Source organism: Gordonia sp. ABKF26, assembly GCF_041103195.1.
Lineage (GTDB): Bacteria > Actinomycetota > Actinomycetes > Mycobacteriales > Mycobacteriaceae > Gordonia > Gordonia terrae.
Map to the genome: position 1 here is coordinate 5,333,089 of NZ_JBGCVZ010000003.1, position 15,412 is coordinate 5,348,500.

General features: G+C 69.6%; 14 protein-coding genes. 11 read left to right on the forward strand and 3 right to left on the reverse strand.

Annotated features, from left to right (window positions below; all coding sequences use genetic code 11):
* Positions 1–75: 75 nt before the first annotated feature.
* On the forward strand, positions 76–1,329 hold the full coding sequence (locus tag AB4Z55_RS24775) for an MFS transporter (protein ID WP_369520831.1): 1,254 nt from the start codon (positions 76–78) through the stop codon (positions 1,327–1,329).
* A 1-nt stretch (position 1,330) separates the two neighbouring features.
* Here the strand turns inward: AB4Z55_RS24775 and AB4Z55_RS24780 are convergent, their stop codons facing one another.
* Positions 1,331–1,951, reverse strand: a complete 621-nt coding sequence (locus AB4Z55_RS24780) for a TetR/AcrR family transcriptional regulator (RefSeq protein ID WP_004022837.1) — start codon at positions 1,949–1,951, stop codon at positions 1,331–1,333.
* Positions 1,952–2,166: 215 nt separating this feature from the next.
* Between AB4Z55_RS24780 and AB4Z55_RS24785 the strand changes: the two genes are divergently transcribed.
* The 4 genes from AB4Z55_RS24785 to AB4Z55_RS24800 all read left to right on the forward strand — a co-directional run bounded on the left by AB4Z55_RS24785 (position 2,167) and on the right by AB4Z55_RS24800 (position 5,723).
* The gene (locus AB4Z55_RS24785) at positions 2,167–3,360 is read left to right on the forward strand and encodes an acyl-CoA dehydrogenase family protein (protein ID WP_239401795.1); all 1,194 of its coding nucleotides are present in this window, start codon (positions 2,167–2,169) and stop codon (positions 3,358–3,360) included.
* A 42-nt stretch (positions 3,361–3,402) separates the two neighbouring features.
* Positions 3,403–4,515, forward strand: coding sequence for an acyl-CoA dehydrogenase family protein (locus tag AB4Z55_RS24790; protein WP_369520832.1), 1,113 nt, complete (start codon positions 3,403–3,405; stop codon positions 4,513–4,515).
* Positions 4,516–4,680: 165 nt separating this feature from the next.
* Positions 4,681–5,163: a DUF350 domain-containing protein gene (locus tag AB4Z55_RS24795; RefSeq protein ID WP_369520833.1), complete on the forward strand. Its 483-nt coding sequence runs from the start codon at positions 4,681–4,683 to the stop codon at positions 5,161–5,163.
* 101 nt (positions 5,164–5,264) lie between these two features.
* Positions 5,265–5,723 carry an SRPBCC family protein gene (locus tag AB4Z55_RS24800; RefSeq protein WP_004022833.1) on the forward strand — a complete coding sequence of 153 codons (459 nt, stop codon included), beginning with the start codon at positions 5,265–5,267 and terminating at the stop codon, positions 5,721–5,723.
* A gap of 141 nt (positions 5,724–5,864) precedes the next feature.
* On the opposite strand, the gene AB4Z55_RS24805 is transcribed toward AB4Z55_RS24800, so the two are convergent.
* The gene (locus AB4Z55_RS24805; RefSeq protein ID WP_239401801.1) at positions 5,865–6,665 is read right to left on the reverse strand and encodes an HAD-IIA family hydrolase; all 801 of its coding nucleotides are present in this window, start codon (positions 6,663–6,665) and stop codon (positions 5,865–5,867) included.
* A gap of 100 nt (positions 6,666–6,765) precedes the next feature.
* On the opposite strand from AB4Z55_RS24805, the gene glp reads away from it, so the two are divergent.
* The 6 genes from glp (at position 6,766) to AB4Z55_RS24835 (ending at position 14,910) form a co-directional block, all read left to right on the forward strand.
* The gene (gene glp, locus AB4Z55_RS24810) at positions 6,766–8,007 is read left to right on the forward strand and encodes a gephyrin-like molybdotransferase Glp (protein ID WP_369520834.1); all 1,242 of its coding nucleotides are present in this window, start codon (positions 6,766–6,768) and stop codon (positions 8,005–8,007) included.
* Positions 8,008–8,111: 104 nt separating this feature from the next.
* The gene (locus AB4Z55_RS24815) at positions 8,112–8,843 is read left to right on the forward strand and encodes a phosphatidylserine decarboxylase (protein ID WP_369520835.1); all 732 of its coding nucleotides are present in this window, start codon (positions 8,112–8,114) and stop codon (positions 8,841–8,843) included.
* A 26-nt stretch (positions 8,844–8,869) separates the two neighbouring features.
* Positions 8,870–9,919, forward strand: coding sequence for a phosphatidylcholine/phosphatidylserine synthase (locus AB4Z55_RS24820; protein WP_239401805.1), 1,050 nt, complete (start codon positions 8,870–8,872; stop codon positions 9,917–9,919).
* Positions 9,916–12,210: an AAA family ATPase gene (locus AB4Z55_RS24825; protein ID WP_369520836.1), complete on the forward strand. Its 2,295-nt coding sequence runs from the start codon at positions 9,916–9,918 to the stop codon at positions 12,208–12,210. Before AB4Z55_RS24820 ends, AB4Z55_RS24825 begins: the two co-directional genes overlap by 4 nt.
* A 193-nt stretch (positions 12,211–12,403) precedes the next feature.
* Positions 12,404–14,080, forward strand: a complete 1,677-nt coding sequence (locus AB4Z55_RS24830; protein ID WP_064571457.1) for an MDR family MFS transporter — start codon at positions 12,404–12,406, stop codon at positions 14,078–14,080.
* Complete coding sequence (locus tag AB4Z55_RS24835) at positions 14,077–14,910, forward strand: universal stress protein (protein WP_101822557.1); 834 nt, start codon at positions 14,077–14,079, stop codon at positions 14,908–14,910. Before AB4Z55_RS24830 ends, AB4Z55_RS24835 begins: the two co-directional genes overlap by 4 nt.
* A 20-nt stretch (positions 14,911–14,930) precedes the next feature.
* Here the strand turns inward: AB4Z55_RS24835 and AB4Z55_RS24840 are convergent, their stop codons facing one another.
* Positions 14,931–15,359, reverse strand: a complete 429-nt coding sequence (locus AB4Z55_RS24840; RefSeq protein WP_004022825.1) for a hypothetical protein — start codon at positions 15,357–15,359, stop codon at positions 14,931–14,933.
* Positions 15,360–15,412: the final 53 nt, after the last annotated feature.

The following is a 15,412-nucleotide window of genomic DNA, read 5'->3' on the forward strand; positions in this document are numbered from 1 at the left end:
TGCAAAGCTGATTGCTTTTGGAACACAGTCCGGGCTAGTTTCTGAATGCAACTCTGTTTGCTTTAAGGAGACCTCGTGGCGCCACTTCACCCCCATCGCGCGTTCTGGCTGATCGCGGCCACCTACATGATGGTCCTGTTCGCGTCCGCGGCACCGTCACCGCTGTATCCCGTCTACCAGGAACTCTGGGGGTTCTCCGCGCTCACGCTGACGCTGGTGTTCGCGGTGTACGTGCTCACCATGCTGTTGAGCCTCCTCACGGTCGGGTCTCTTTCCGATCATGTCGGCCGGCGGCCCGTTCTCGCCGTCGCGCTCGTCCTGCTCATAGCGAGCATGGTGCTGTTCGTCGTCGCCCAGGACGTCGGCACGCTGCTCGCCGCCCGCGCCCTCCAAGGACTGGCCACCGGGGCGGCGATGGGCACGTTGACCGCGACAACGGTCGATCTGCAGCCCTCGGCTCGGATCGGTTCGACGATCGTCGGCGCGGCACCGGCGATCGGCCTGGCGAGCGGCGTCGCCGTGGCCGGTGTGCTCGTCGAATACGCACCCGCGCCCCGCGTCCTCATCTACGAGATCATCCTCGGCCTGTTCGCCGCGCTGTTGATCGCCCTGCTCGTCGTCCCGGAGACACGCGAACGGATCGGCTTCGACTCCCGACGACACCTGGCGGGCACGCTCGCGCCGCAGGTGCGCGTGCCCCGCGAGGTCCGCACGGTGTTCCTGGCATCCGTCCCCGCGCTCGTCGCCACCTGGTCCCTCGGCGGCCTGTATCTCTCCCTCGGCTCGTCGGTCGTCTCCCGCGTCTTCGGCGTGGACAACCACGGCGCGGCGGGCGCAATCCTGTTCGTCTTCTTCGCCTGCGCGGCCCTCACGTCCCTGTTCATCACCGATCGCCCGTCGACGGTCAAGGCGGCATACGGTCTCCCCGCACTCGCCGCCGGTGTGGTGATCTCACTGGCCGGGGTCCTGGCGGAATCCCTGCCTCTCTACATCGTCGGCTCGATCGTGGCCGGCTCGGGCTGGGCCGCCACCTTCCTCTCCGCGATGGACAACATCACCGCCGCGACCCCGCCCGCCCAGCGCGGTCAGGTCTTCTCGTCGGTGTTCGTGGCGAGCTACCTCGCCTTCAGCGTCCCGGCCGTGATCGCCGGAATCGTCGTGTCGCACATCGGCTTGCGCGACACCATCATCGGTTACGTCGGCTATGTCCTCGCGATGGTGATGATCGCGGCGACATTCGCGGTGACGATGCGCCGCCGGGCGACGACAGCAGTCCGCGATTCCGCCGAAGACGCTGCGGCGCAACCGGAACCGGCATGCAAGGGCTGAGTCACTCCGCGACGGTCGGTCGCCACCCGACCATCCGAGTGGCCAGCTCCGCGTAGAAGTCCCCCATCTCCTCGGGCGAGAGCGAACCCCCGTCGCGATACCACCGCGCGACGTCGATACCCATGGACAGCATCGCGTTGGTGGTGGCGAGCGAATCGGCAACGGCGAAGTCCCCGTTGCCGATGCCGGCGTCGACGATCGCGCGCACCCGCCGGGTGATCTCGCGGCGCATGGCCATCACGGTGCCGAGATGGTCGGGCGCGAGCGCGTTCAGCTCGTAGTTCACCACCCGACCCCCCACGTGTTCGCGCGCGTGGTGCTCGGTGAACGCGTGGACGATCGCCCGCAGCCGGTCACCGGGCGACGCCGACGGATCGTCGGCGTCGTCGATCGCCGCGAGAATGGCACGGTGCCCCGCGTCCGAGATCTCGAACAGCAGCTCCTCCTTGGAGCGGAAGTGCACGTAGACCGCTGCTGAGCTCATCTGCGCACCGTTGGCGATGTCCCTCGTGGTGGTGCCGTTGAACCCCTTCGCGGCGAACGCCTCGACGGCGGCACGCAGGAGCCGGGCCCGAGCGGCCATCGGCCGCGTTTGCGACGCCGGATCGGCGGACGGGCCCATCGTCACCCTCTCGAAACGGTCGGACTGGTCATCGCAACGGACCCGTGATTGACAGCCTCCGGCCCGCGCGGCATAGTGCAACCTATCACTAAGCAAGCGCTTAGTCATTCGTGAACCGGCTGGGTCTCCCCAGCCGGGAGGCACACGGCAGAGGTCCCCGGTTCGGCCACACCGCCCGGAGTACGGACACCCTCGACAGGAGTAGAGAAGAACCCATGCAGCTGACATTCAGTCCTGAAGAAGAGGCCTTCCGCGAGGAGTTGCGCGGAATCTTCGCCAAGGTCCCCGAAGACGTTCGCAAGCGGTGCGAAGAGGGCAAACTCAACTACCCGGAGGACCTCGTCACCACGACGCGCATCCTCAACGAGCACGGTGTGGCCACCCCGAGCTGGCCCGCGGAGTACGGCGGCAAGGACTGGACCCCGATCCAGCACCACATCTACCGCGAGGAGATGAGCCTCGCGTTCGTCCCCGACATGCTCCCTTTCAACGTCGGCATGATCGGTCCGGTCATCGCCCAGTTCGGGTCCGACGAGATGAAGGAACGCTTCCTCGCCAAGACCGCGAACCTCGACATCTGGTGGTGCCAGGGCTTCTCCGAGCCCGAGGCCGGTTCGGACCTGGCCTCGCTCAAGACCCGCGCGGTTCGCGATGGCGACGACTACGTCATCAACGGACAGAAGACGTGGACCACGCTCGGCCAGTTCGCCGATTGGATCTTCTGCCTCGCGCGCACGAACCCCGATGTCAAGAAGCAGGCCGGCATCAGCATGTTCCTGTTCCCGATGGACACCCCGGGCGTCGAGATCCGCCCGATCCAGCTCATCGACGGCAGCTACGAGGTCAACGAGGTCTTCTTCAACGACGTCCGCGTACCCGCCGAGAACATGGTCGGCGAGGAGAACAGCGGCTGGACGCAGGCCAAGTTCCTGCTCGGCAACGAGCGCAACGGCATCGCCCGCGTCGGTTACACCAAGGCCAAGCTCGCGCGCGCCAAGGAACTCGCCAAGCAGACCCGGACCGCCAAGGGCACGCTGCTCGACGAACCGCTGTTCGCCGCGCGTCTGGCCGAGGTCGAGAACGAACTGCTCGCGCTCGAGCTGACCCAGCTGCGTGTCGCCGCGTCGTCGGCCGACGGCAAGCCGAACCCGGCGTCGTCGTTGCTCAAGCTCACCGGCAGCCAGCTGCAGCAGGCCGCGATGGAGCTGCTCGCCGACATCGCCGGCCCCGACTCGCTCCCGGTCGCCCAGCTCGATGCGTCGGCACCCAACGGCAGCGCGGAGGTGAGCGCCCCCGAGTGGGCCCAGCTCGCCGCACCGACCTACCTCAACTACCGCAAGGTCACGATCTACGGCGGCTCGTCGGAAGTGCAGCGCCAGATCATCGACAAGGCCGTCCTGGGCCTCTGAGCCCCGGCCACGACTCTTACCGACCTTCACCTAAGGAACACCATGGATTTCGAGCTTTCCGAAGAGCAGGGGATGCTGCGCGACACCGTTCGCGAAGTCCTCACCAAGACCTACGACGTCGAGACGCTGCGCAAGGTCACCGACACCGATCTCGGCTGGAGCGAGAAGGTGTGGAAGTCGCTGGCCGAGATCGGCATCCTCGGCCTCACCTTCCCGGAGAACGAGGGCGGCATGGATGCCGGGCCCGTCGAATTCACCAGTGTGATGACCGAACTCGGCCGCGCACTGGCTCCGGAGCCCTACCTCGACTCGGTCCTCGTCCCCGGCTCACTCCTCGGCCTCGCCGACGACGCGACCCGCGCCGAGCTGCGGACCGCACTGGCATCCGGCGAACTCCTGATGGCTTTCGCCCACACCGAGCCCGGTGACCGGTGGCCGGAGGCCCGGGTCGAGACCACCGCGTCGGCCGACGGCATCCTGAACGGAACCAAGAGCCTTGTCGGACACGGCGATTGCGCAGCCAAGCTGATCGTGTCGGCCCGCGACGACAAGGGCGTCGGCCTCTACCTCATCGACGCCGACGCCGAGGGCGTCACCCGCACCCCCTACCGGACCCACGATCGTCGGCGCGGTGCGCAGATCGAGTTCACCGATGCCAAGGCCACGCGCCTCGGCGACGGCGACGCCTCGCAGACGATCGCCGATGCGGAGGTCGGCATCCAGACGGCGCTGTGCGCGGAGGCCGTCGGCGCGATGGAGCGCAGCCTCGATCTCACCGTCGAATACCTCAAGTCGCGCAAGCAGTTCGGCGTCACCCTGTCGTCGTTCCAGGCGCTCACCCACCGGGCCGCCGACATGTACGTCCAGCTCGAACTGGCGCGCAGCCTGAGCCTGTATGCGACTTCGGCGCTCGCCGACGGCATCGCCGACCCGATCATCGCGTCGCGGGCGAAGCTGCAGATCTGCCGGTCCGCGCGTCTGGTCGGCCAGGAAGCGATCCAGATGCACGGCGGTATCGGCATGACCGCCGAGTACCCCATCGCCCACTACGTGAGCCGACTGACCGCGATCAGCCACACCCTCGGCGACGCGTCGGACCATGTGACCCGCCTGGCGGAGAACGTCGACTCCTACGACATGCTCAGCGTCGGCTGACACGCCGATCTCCCCCGGACACGCTCCGGAGGGGTGCTGCGGGGGCTGTGCCCCGGCTACTGTCCTTCAGCGAAGGTCCTTCTGCGCTTCCCGCGTACGGACCTTCGCTGAAGTCGTTGTCGGGCGGCCGCCCGCTGACGGTGTCGTGAGGCGAGAGGGAACCGGATGGAACTGCTGCGGGACAATCTGGCCGCGGGCGCGTCGTTCAGCCTGGTCGGCATCGCCCTGCTCATCCTGGGATTCGCGGCACTCGACCTGGTGACGCCCGGCCGGCTGCGGCAGCTGGTGTGGATCGAACACAACCGCAACGCGGTGCTGCTGACCACGTCGATGGTCATCGGTCTCGCGATCGTGCTGGTCTGCTCGGTCGTCGACACCGAGCTCCTGGAGCTGTGGCGTGCGCTGCTCTACACCGCGGCGTACTCGGTGCTCACGATCGCGGTCATGATGTGGTCGTTCGTACTGATCGACTGGCTCACGCCCGGCAAGCTCGGGACCCTGCTGTTCGACGGGGCGCCGGGCGCCGACGACGCTCCCGACTCCCTCGACACCGGCCGGAGGGCCGCCGACGAGCATCCCGCGGGGTGGATCACGGCCGCGGTGTTCGTCGCCGTGGGCGCCGTCATCGGGATGACCCTGCTGGTCTGAGTTCGGGGCGACACCGCTGGTCCACGCGTTTTCCGGGGTTGACTCACGCACCCGAACATGCTTATTGACCCTCGGCCAACAAGCCCATAGGGTGAGCGACCATGACCGCAGCACTCATCGAGGAATCCATCGACATCGACGCCACCCCCGAGCAGGTGTGGTCGGTGATCTCCGATCTCAAGCGCATGGGCGAGTGGAGCCCCCAGTGCAAGAAGATGATCATCCGCGGCGGCACCGTCGGGTTGGGGACCAAGACCATCAACATCAACCGCCGGGGCCCGCTGGTGTGGCCGACCACCTCCAAGGTCGTGCGCTTCACCCCCAACCAGGAACTCGGTTTCCGGGTCGCGGAGAACCACACCATCTGGAGCTACACCATCACCCCGAAGGACGCCGGCGTCACGGTCACCGAGCGCCGTGAGGTCAACGGATCGACCACCAAGGTCTCGTCGGTGCTCGTGGACAAGCTCTTCGGTGGGGCCGACTCGTTCGAAGAGGAACTCAAGCTCGGGATGGCCGAGACGCTCGGCAAGATCAAGCGCGCCGCCGAGTCCAACTGACCCTTCGAGACGCTCGCGAGCTCGCTCCTCAGGGAGCGGGGGACGCTCGCAAGCTCGCTCCTCAGGGAGCGGGGGACGCTCGCAAGCTCGCTCCTCAGGGAGCGGGGGACGCTCGCAAGCTCGCTCCTCAGGGCGCGGGGATCAGGTTCCGCTGAGCTTGTTGATGAGCTCGGGGAGGTCGGCCACCGAGTCGATGATGTGGTCGGGGTAGGGCCCGAACTCGTCACGCTGCAACGCATGCAGCGCCTCCTCGCGGAACTTGCCGGTGCGCACCAGCACCCCGATCAGCGCCGCGGCCTGGGCTCCCAGGACGTCGTTGTGCATGTCGTCGCCGACCATGACCACCTGCGTCGGCTCGAGACCCAGGATCTCGGTGGCCGCCCGGAAACCGACCGGCGAGGGCTTGCCGATCGCCTTGATCTTTGCGCCCGAGGCCTTTTCGAGGCCCTCGAGGTACACCCCGGTGTCAATGCTCAGACCGGCCGACGTCGACCAGGTCATCGACCGGTGCATCGCGATCACCGGGATGCCGTCGAGCAGCATCTCCAGGACCTTCGACAATGCCGCGTGGGTGAACACCGAACCGGCGCCGCCGAGTACCACCACCTCGGCCGAGGCCGGATCGTCGGTCAGCTCCACGCCGGTCATGTCCTCGGCGATCGGCCCCTCGTTGAGCACCCATACCCGCTTGCCCGGATACGCCGCGGCGACGTGTTCGGCGGTCAGCTTGGCCGCCGACAGGATCTCGTCCGACTCCACCTCGAAACCGCATTCGTTCAGCGCCTCGGCGATCTCCCCGCGCGACCGGGACGTCGTGTTGGTCAGGAACATCCGTGGGATGCCCTGATCGGCGAGTTCGGCGATCGCCTCCACCGCGCCCGGCAGCGCCCGCCACGAGGTGACCATCACCCCGTCGATGTCGAGCAGCAGACCCAGCGCCATGCGCACGAATGTAGTCCTCGGGCAGCTGCGTCGCAGGACAGGCCCGGCCACCTGCCGGGACCGCGGCAGCGCCCGCGGCGGCACCTGGCATGCTGAGCCCATGCGTACCGTCGTAGAGCATCAGCGCGTCGTCGCGGCCTTGTTCGGCGCGCCCGAACCGTCGACGGTCGCAGTGCCGCAATCGCTGGGCCTCGCCACGTTCACCGATGTCGACGCCCCGCTGTCCCTGCCCGGCTTCGACAACTCCGCGATGGACGGATTCGCCGTGCGCGCCGCCGATCTCGCGGACGCGAGCACCGATTCACCGGTCACCTTGCCGGTCGCCGCGGACATCCCCGCCGGCCGCACCGACGACCTGACGCTCGAACCGGGGACCGCACACCGCATCATGACCGGCGCCCCGATGCCCGCGGGCGCCGATGCGGTCGTCCCGGTCGAACTGACCGACGCCGTGGTCGGGCCGGTGGCCGCCGCGCCGACGGTCACCTTCACCGCGGCGCCCGAGCGGGGCAAGCACATCCGGCGCGGGGGCTCCGACATCGAGTTCGGCACCCGCGCGCTGCCGGCCGGCACGGTGATCGGCGCGCCGCAGATCGGCTTGCTGGCGGCACTGGGCATCGCCGAGGTCGCCGTCGCCCGACGATTGCGCGTCGTCGTGCTGTCCACCGGTTCCGAACTCGTGGAGCTCGGAAAACCGTTGCGCCACGGTCAGATCTACGAGTCCAACGGCGCCATGCTGACCGCCGCGGTCACCGAGGCCGGCGCGATCGGTCGTCACCTCCACTTCGTTCCCGACAACACCGCGGACTTCGCCGCGCGGCTCGACGAGGTCGCCGACGACGCCGATCTGATCATCACCTCCGGCGGCGTCAGCGCCGGCGCCTTCGAGGTGGTCAAGGACGCACTGTCGGCGACGGGGACCGTCGAGTTCGTGAAGGTCGCGATGCAGCCGGGAATGCCCCAGGGCTGCGGCCACTTCCCCTCGACGCGTGGGACGCGGGTACCGATCATCACCCTGCCGGGCAACCCCGTCAGTGCGCTCGTGTCGTTCGAGGTCTTCATCCGGCCGGCCCTGCGCGCCGCGATGGCCCTGCCGGCCGACCGGGAGCGGGTCGAGGCCCGCCTCGGCGCCGACATCCGCTCACCTCGCGGCAAACGACAGTTCCTGCGCGGCGTACTCGACGCGGGGCACCTCGACGGAGCCGTCGGGGTCGATCCGATCGGCCCACCCGCCTCCCATCACCTGCGCTACCTGGCCGAGGCCGACGCACTGATCGACATCCCCGCCGACGTCGAGTCAGTCGAGGCCGGAACGCTGGTGGAAGTGCTGGTCCTGCGCTGACGACGAGGCCCGCGGGGGCAGCGCTCTAGAGTGGACGCCGAGGCACCCGGCGATGCGGTGCGCACCGAGTACCCGGCCTGGACACAGGCCATAGGAGGTTGATCGTGGCCCGACGTCCGCGTCCGGACGGCTCCGGTGACACCGGCCGTGTCGCCCATTTTCTCGATCTGGCCCGAGAGACCATCCCCCCCGTCCATCCGGCGGGCGTGCCGTTCGTCGCCGCTCCGGCCGCCGTTGCCCTGCTGGGTCGCAGGCACCGCTGGATCGCCCGGCCGGCCGCTCTGACCGCCGGGGCGTGCGCGGCCTTCTTCCGGCACCCGAAGCGGGTCCCGCCCACCGAGCCCGGGGTGGTGGTCGCGCCCGCGGACGGCACCATCGCCCTGGTCGACGAGGCCGTCCCGCCCGCCGAGTCCGGTCTGGGCACGCAGCCGCTGCCCCGGGTCTCGACCTTCCTGTCGATCTTCGACGTCCACGTGCAGCGCGTGCCGATCGCGGGCACGGTGACCGCCGTGACCCACACGCCGGGCGCGTTCGTCTCCGCCGACCTCCCCGAGGCCAGTCGCGACAACGAGCGCACCACGATGACCATCCGCACCACCGCCGCAGGCGGCGCGCCCGGCCCCGAGCTGGCGGTCGTGCAGATCGCCGGTCTCATCGCGCGGCGGATCGTGTGCGAGCCGACGGTCGGGGACTCGCTGGCGCTCGGTGAGACCTACGGGCTGATCCGATTCGGCTCGCGGGTCGACGTCTATTTCCCGGCCGGCACCCGGCCCCGCGTCTCGGTCGGCCAGCGCGCGGTGGGCGGCGAGACCCCGTTCGCGTACCTGGATCAGTGAACTCCGGCCCGGTGAACCCGACCGACATGACCTCATCCGGCACGACCCCCGGGCGTCGACGACCCGGCTCGCGCACCGCCCGGACCCCGACAGCACGCTCGGCCAGCCGACACGCACAGGCGCACCCGGTTCCGCGGAAGGAGCCGGAGCGCCGTCGTCTGCGCCGCCAGGCACAGGCCAGCCGCATCGTCATCCCGTCCTCGCTGACGATCCTCGCGATCTGCGCGGGCCTCACCGCCATGCGGTCGGCCATCAACGGCGACGTCGACACCGCGATGGCGCTCCTGGTCGCGGCGGCGTTCCTCGACGGCATCGACGGCCGGGTCGCACGCCTGATGGGAGCGACGAGCCGCATCGGCGCCGAGATCGACTCACTGGCCGACGCGATCAACTTCGGTGTGGTCCCGGCGATGATCATCTACTTCCACTTCATCGACGGGCACGACCTCGGCTGGGTGCTCGCCCTGATCTACTGCTGCGCCATCGTGCTGCGGCTCGCGAGATTCAACACCCTGCTCGACGACGACGAGGCACCGGCGTACACCAAGGACTTCTTCGCCGGTGTCCCCGCGCCCGCCGCGGCGATCTGCGCACTCCTGCCGATCGGGCTGGAACAACAGTTCGGTGACGGGTGGTGGACCTCGCTGCCGGCCGTGGGCGGGTGGTTGATCCTCGTCGCGTTCATGGCCGTGAGCCGCATCCCGACCTCCTCGCTCAAGACCGCCTCGATCCCGCCCGGCGCGGTGGCCGGCCTGCTGGTGCTCGTCGCCGCGGCCGCGGCACTGCTGGTGACCTTCCCCTACGTGCTGATGATGATCGCTATCGCCGGGTACGCGGTGCACATCCCGTTCGCGTGGCGCGCACGTCGCTGGGTCGCCTCCCGTCCCGAGCACTGGGATGACAAACCGGCCGAACGTCGTGCCCAGCGTCGGGCCCTGCGCACCGCGTCTCCCGGTGGCCGGCGCCGGCGGCCGGTCATCAACTCGCTCGGCCGCCTGGGCCTGAACCGCCCCACCGGCCCCGGCGTCACCGCGCCCCGCACGACCGGCGGGACGACCGAAAGCGAGCCCGAATGAGCACGCCCGCCTCCCTCACCCTGACGGCGCGCCACAATCCCTCGGCGGCCGAGGCCCGGCGCGGCATCATCCGCGTGCATCCCGAGGTGCTGACGGCTCTCTCGCTGCGGGAGTGGGATGCGGTGTCGATCACCGGCGCACGCGTCACGGCTGCCGTGGTGGCCGCGACCGAGCCGACCGCGCCGACCGGGGTGGCCCTTCTCGACGAGATCGCCTTCTCCAATGCCGGTGTCCGGGAGAACTCGCCGGTCGTTCTCGCACCTGTCGAGGTGCAGGGCGCGAGCCGGGTGGTGGTGAGCGGTTCGGTGCTGGCCACCCAGTCGATCACCGAGTCGACGCTGCGCCGCGCGCTGCTGGGCAAGGTCCTGTCCGTCGGTGACGCCGTCTCGCTGCTCCCCCGCGACCTCGGTCCCGAACTCGCGGCCACCGAGGCCACGCGCGCGCTGGCCCGGTCGGTTGGGATCACCTGGACCACCGAGTTGCTGACCGTCACCGCGACCGAGCCGGGCCCGCCCACGGGTGACCAGGTGTCGGCACCGGTCAGCGTGCAGACCAACACCGCCGTGCTGTGGTCGACGACCGCGGGCGAGGTGCCGCCGCTCGGCGACCGGACCTGGCCGGGGTCACCCGGCATCCCCGGCGCACTCGGCATGGTGTCGGAGTCCGACTCCCGCCCGCGGCCGGTCGCCGCGCCCACCCCTGTCCGCGAGCCCGCCCGCGAGCCCGACGTCCCGGTCCGGCCGGTGTCGGAGCTCGTCGGCGTCGACTCCCAGATCACCAAACTCACCGAGTGGCTGACCATCACCCTCGACGAACCGGAGGTCCTGCGCACCCTCGGCGCGACACCGCGTCTCGGCGTCCTGGTGACCGGCCCGGCCGGCGGCGGCAAGGCGACGCTCGTGCGCTCGGTGTGCGCGTCGCGCGCGCTGGTGACGGTCGACGGGCCGACGGTCGGAGCCCTCGAGGCCACCGCGCGACTACGGGCGGTCGCCGACGCGGTGGCCCGCACCCGATCGGGGGGCGGCGTCCTGCTGATCACCGATGTCGACGCGCTGCTGCCCGCCGAACCCGAGCCGGTGGGCGCCCTCATCCTCGACGAACTGCGCTCCGGCATCGCCGACGGCCGCATCGCGCTCGTCGCGACCACCGCCGAACCGGTCCGCCTCGACGCGCGGTTGCGCGACCCGTCGCTGTGCGACCGCGAACTGGTCATCGGTCTGCCCGATGCCGCCACCCGCGCGCGATTGCTGTCGTCGATCCTGTCGAACGTCCCGACCGACGGCGATCTCGACCTCACGTCGGTCGCCTCGCGAACCCCCGGCTTCGTCGCCGGCGATCTCGCCGCGCTCGCCCGCGAGGCCGCCCTCCGGGCTGCCACCCGCGCGAGTGCCGAGAAGTCTGCGCCGTCGCTGCGCACCGAGGACCTCGTCGGCGCCCTCGACGTCATCCGGCCGGTGTCCCGCTCGGATTCCCCCGAAGTCGCGCTGGGCTCGATCACCCTCGCCGACGTCGGCGACATGGTCGAGACGAAACAGGCCCTGACCGAAGCGGTCCTGTGGCCGCTGCAACACCCCGACACCTTCGCCCGACTCGGCGTCGATCCGCCGCGCGGGGTCCTGCTGTTCGGCCCGCCCGGCTGCGGCAAGACCTTCGTCGTCCGCGCCCTCGCGGCGTCGGGTCAGCTGTCGGTGCACACGGTCAAAGGCGCTGAGCTGATGGACAAGTGGGTCGGATCGTCGGAGAAGGCGGTGCGGGACCTGTTCGCACGGGCCCGCGAGTCGGCACCGTCGCTCATCTTCCTCGACGAGGTCGACGCGCTGGCCCCGCGCCGCGGGCAGTCCACCGACTCCGGTGTCGGCGACCGCGTGGTCGCCGCACTGCTCACCGAACTCGACGGCGTCGAACCACTCCAAGACGTCGTCGTTCTCGGCGCGACGAACCGTCCCGACCTCATCGACCCGGCGTTGCTACGCCCCGGACGGTTGGAACGACTCGTCTTCGTGCCGCCGCCCGACGCCGACGCCCGCGGGGACATCCTGCGCGCCACCGGTCGCAACGTCCCGCTCGACGGCGTCGACCTCGACGAGCTGGCCACCGATCTCGAGGGCTATTCGGCGGCGGACTGTTCGGCGCTGCTGCGCGAGGCGGCGCTGTCGGCCATGCGTCGCGACATCGATGCCGCCGCGGTGACCGTCGCCGACGTCGACGAAGCCCGCAAGCGGGTCCGCCCGTCGCTCGACCCCGCACAGGTCGCCGACCTGAAGGCCTACGCCGAGCGCCGCCTCGACTGACCACAGCCGAGGTCCCTTCGCCGGCCGGGTGAGTCCCGGAACACACCCGGAATAACCTCCGATAGTTGTTGGTTGCAACCATCACGCTTTATAGTTGCATCAATCAACCAATCGGGTGCGCCGCCGTTCGCGCCGATTCGCAGCCCGCTCGTCTCCTCGTCGCGGGCAGCTTTCTTTCTCGGAGGTTTGTTCTATGAGTGCACCCGCATCCGCGGTGGCGCCGGTCGAAGACGTGCCGATGACCCATCGCCAGAAGATCGAGGCCCTCATCGGCCTCCTGCTCGGCATGTTCGTCGCGTTCCTGTCCTCGACCGTGGTGTCCAACGCCCTGCCGACGATCATCACCGATCTGCACGGCACCCAGGACCAGTACACCTGGGTCATCACCGCGACACTGCTCGCGTCCACGGCGACCACGCCCATCTGGGGCAAGTTCGCCGACCTGGTCAGCAAGAAGCTGCTGGTGCAGGGCGCCCTGTTCCTGTTCACCCTGGGTTCGGTCCTCGCCGGACTCTCCACCTCGGTCGACATGCTGATCGGCTTTCGCGTCATCCAGGGTCTGGGCCTCGGCGGTCTGCAGGCGCTGGTCGTCATCGTCGTCGCGACGATGTTCAGTCCGCGCGAACGCGGCCGGTACCAGGGCCCGATGGCCGCGGTGATGTCTGTCGCGACCGTTGCCGGTCCGCTCATCGGCGGCGTCATCGTCGACACCAGTTGGCTCGGCTGGCGCTGGACGTTCTACGTCTGCGTCCCGCTCGCCGTCCTAGCCCTCGTCGTCATCCAGCGAACGCTGAATGTTCCGGTCGTGCGCAAGAAGGTCAGCATCGACTACCTCGGCGCCGCGCTCATCGCCTCCGGTGTCAGCACCCTGCTGATCTGGGTCACGCTGGCCGGTAAGAACTTCGACTGGGCGTCGCTGACCTCGTACGGGCTCGTCGCGCTCGGTGTGGCGCTGCTCGTCGCCGCGGTCGTCGTCGAGTCGAAGGTGTCCAGCCCGATCATCCCGCTGCACATCTTCCGGGATCGCACCACCGCCCTGGCGACCCTCGCCAGCATCGGCGTCGGTGTCGCTCTCTTCGGCGGCGCGGTCTTCCTCGGCCAGTACTTCCAGATCGCCCGCGGGTACTCGCCCACCGCGGCCGGCCTGCTGACCCTCCCGATGGTCATCGGTTCGATGCTGTCGGCGACCGTCTCCGGCAACCTGATCACCCGGTACGGACGGTGGAAGCGATTCCTCGTCGCCGGTGCCGCGATGATGACGATCGGCTTCGGCCTGCTCGCGACGATCGACGCGCACACGGACATGGTCCTGGTCGGTGCATTCCTGTTCGTTCTCGGCTGCGGCATGGGCATGACGATGCAGAACCTGGTTCTCGCGGTGCAGAACAACGTCAGCCCGGACAACCTCGGCGCGGCGACCTCGACGGTCACCTTCTTCCGCTCACTCGGCGGCGCCGCAGGTGTGTCGGTGCTCGGTGCGATCCTGTCCAACCACGTCACCGATCTCATCGCCAAGGGTCTCGGGGCCCTGGGCATCGGGTCCGGACAGACCGGTGGCGGCGCGGCCGGCCTGGCCAATCTGAACGAGCTGCCGGCTCCGATCGCGGCCATCGTCCGCGGTGCGTACGGCGACGGAACGGCCCGGATCTTCCTGGTCGCGGCAGTCATGGCGGCGCTGAGCTTCATCGCCATCACGCTCATCAAGGAGGTCGCCCTCAAGACGATGAGCAGCGACGAGGAACGGCGCGCGGAGGAGGCAGCCATCGCCGCATCGGCGCCGCAGGCTTTCGCCCCCGCCGAGGGACCGCAGGAAGACGTCACCGGGTCCGTCGCCGACACGCGAACGGGCGACCCCACCCGCACGCGATGAACACCATCGCCGTCGGGGTGGACCTGAGTCCCGAATCCGAGGCGGCCGCCCGCTGGGCGGCCGCCTCGGCCCGCGTCGGGGACCGCCTGGTGTTGATCCACGGATTCGCGGCCGCCGGGGCGCTGCAACCTCTCAGCGAGTTCGAGCTCGACTTCGACGTGGCCGCCACGCGGCGGGCAGCGGTCGACCACCTGTCCGCGGTGGCCACCCGCCTCTGCGCACACCATCCCGGCCTGCGCATCGACACCGTCGTCGAGCACGACTTCGCGATCCCGCTCCTCACGCGCTTGTCGAGCCAGGTCGATCTGATGGTCGTGGGTCATCACCGGCCCGGACTGATCGAGCGTCTCACCACCGGGAGCATCAGCTCCGCACTCTCGGGACGCTCGCACTGCACCGTCGTGACCGTCCCGTACGGCAACCTCGCAACCGGCGGTCCGGTCGTCGCCGCGATCGACGCCGACGCCCCTTCCGACCTCGCCCTGTCGACCGCGTTCGAGTACGCCGGTGGCACGGGCAGCGCGGTGGCGGTGGTGTGTGCGATACCCGACGCGGCTCCCCCTGCCCAGATCGAGTCCGTGTACGCGCGGGCCGACGCGCTGCTCGCACCGTGGCGTCGACGCTTCCCCGGTTGCGCCACGACGCTGCAACTGGTCAACGGCAACCCGTCCCGGGCCGTCGGGGAGGCGGTTCCGCAGGCGTCGTTGCTCGTCGTCACCCGACCACGCGCAGGGAGCGCCTTCGCCGCCTGGGCGGGATCGGTCGCACGCGCGACGCAGCATCGCACGCGCTGCCCGATAGCGATCGTGGACCACAGCCGAACGTCGTGATGGCACCCCCGCGGTGCGAGCTACTCCACGTTGACCAGATAGAAGACCGACGAGCCGCCGCCCGCGGCCTGTGGGGACGCGCCGATCTGGACCCAGTAGGTCGCACCCTCCTTGGTCGCCGACATCACGACCACCGACTGGCCGCCCTCGGTCGAGCGGTGCGACTCGGCGAAGCCTGCCTCGGCCAGTGTGTCGGTCGCGGCCTCGAGCTGGTTGCCGGCATTCACCGGACCCTGCACCGTGACCTCCCAGCCGTCGGAGCGGCTGCCCCCGGCGGAGAGCACGTGGCCGTCGATGAGCGGCACCTGGGTGACCGGGAAGTCCGACGGCAGCGGGACACCGTCCGGACCGGCCTGTTCCTCGTCCGCGCACCCCGCGACGAGGCCGAATACCAGCAGGACAGCAGCGGTGATGACGGCGGTACGCCGGAGCCAGTCGAACCGGAACATACGGGCAACGGTAAAGTAGCGACCGCGGGTGTTCGCCCGTGACACCCCGCCGG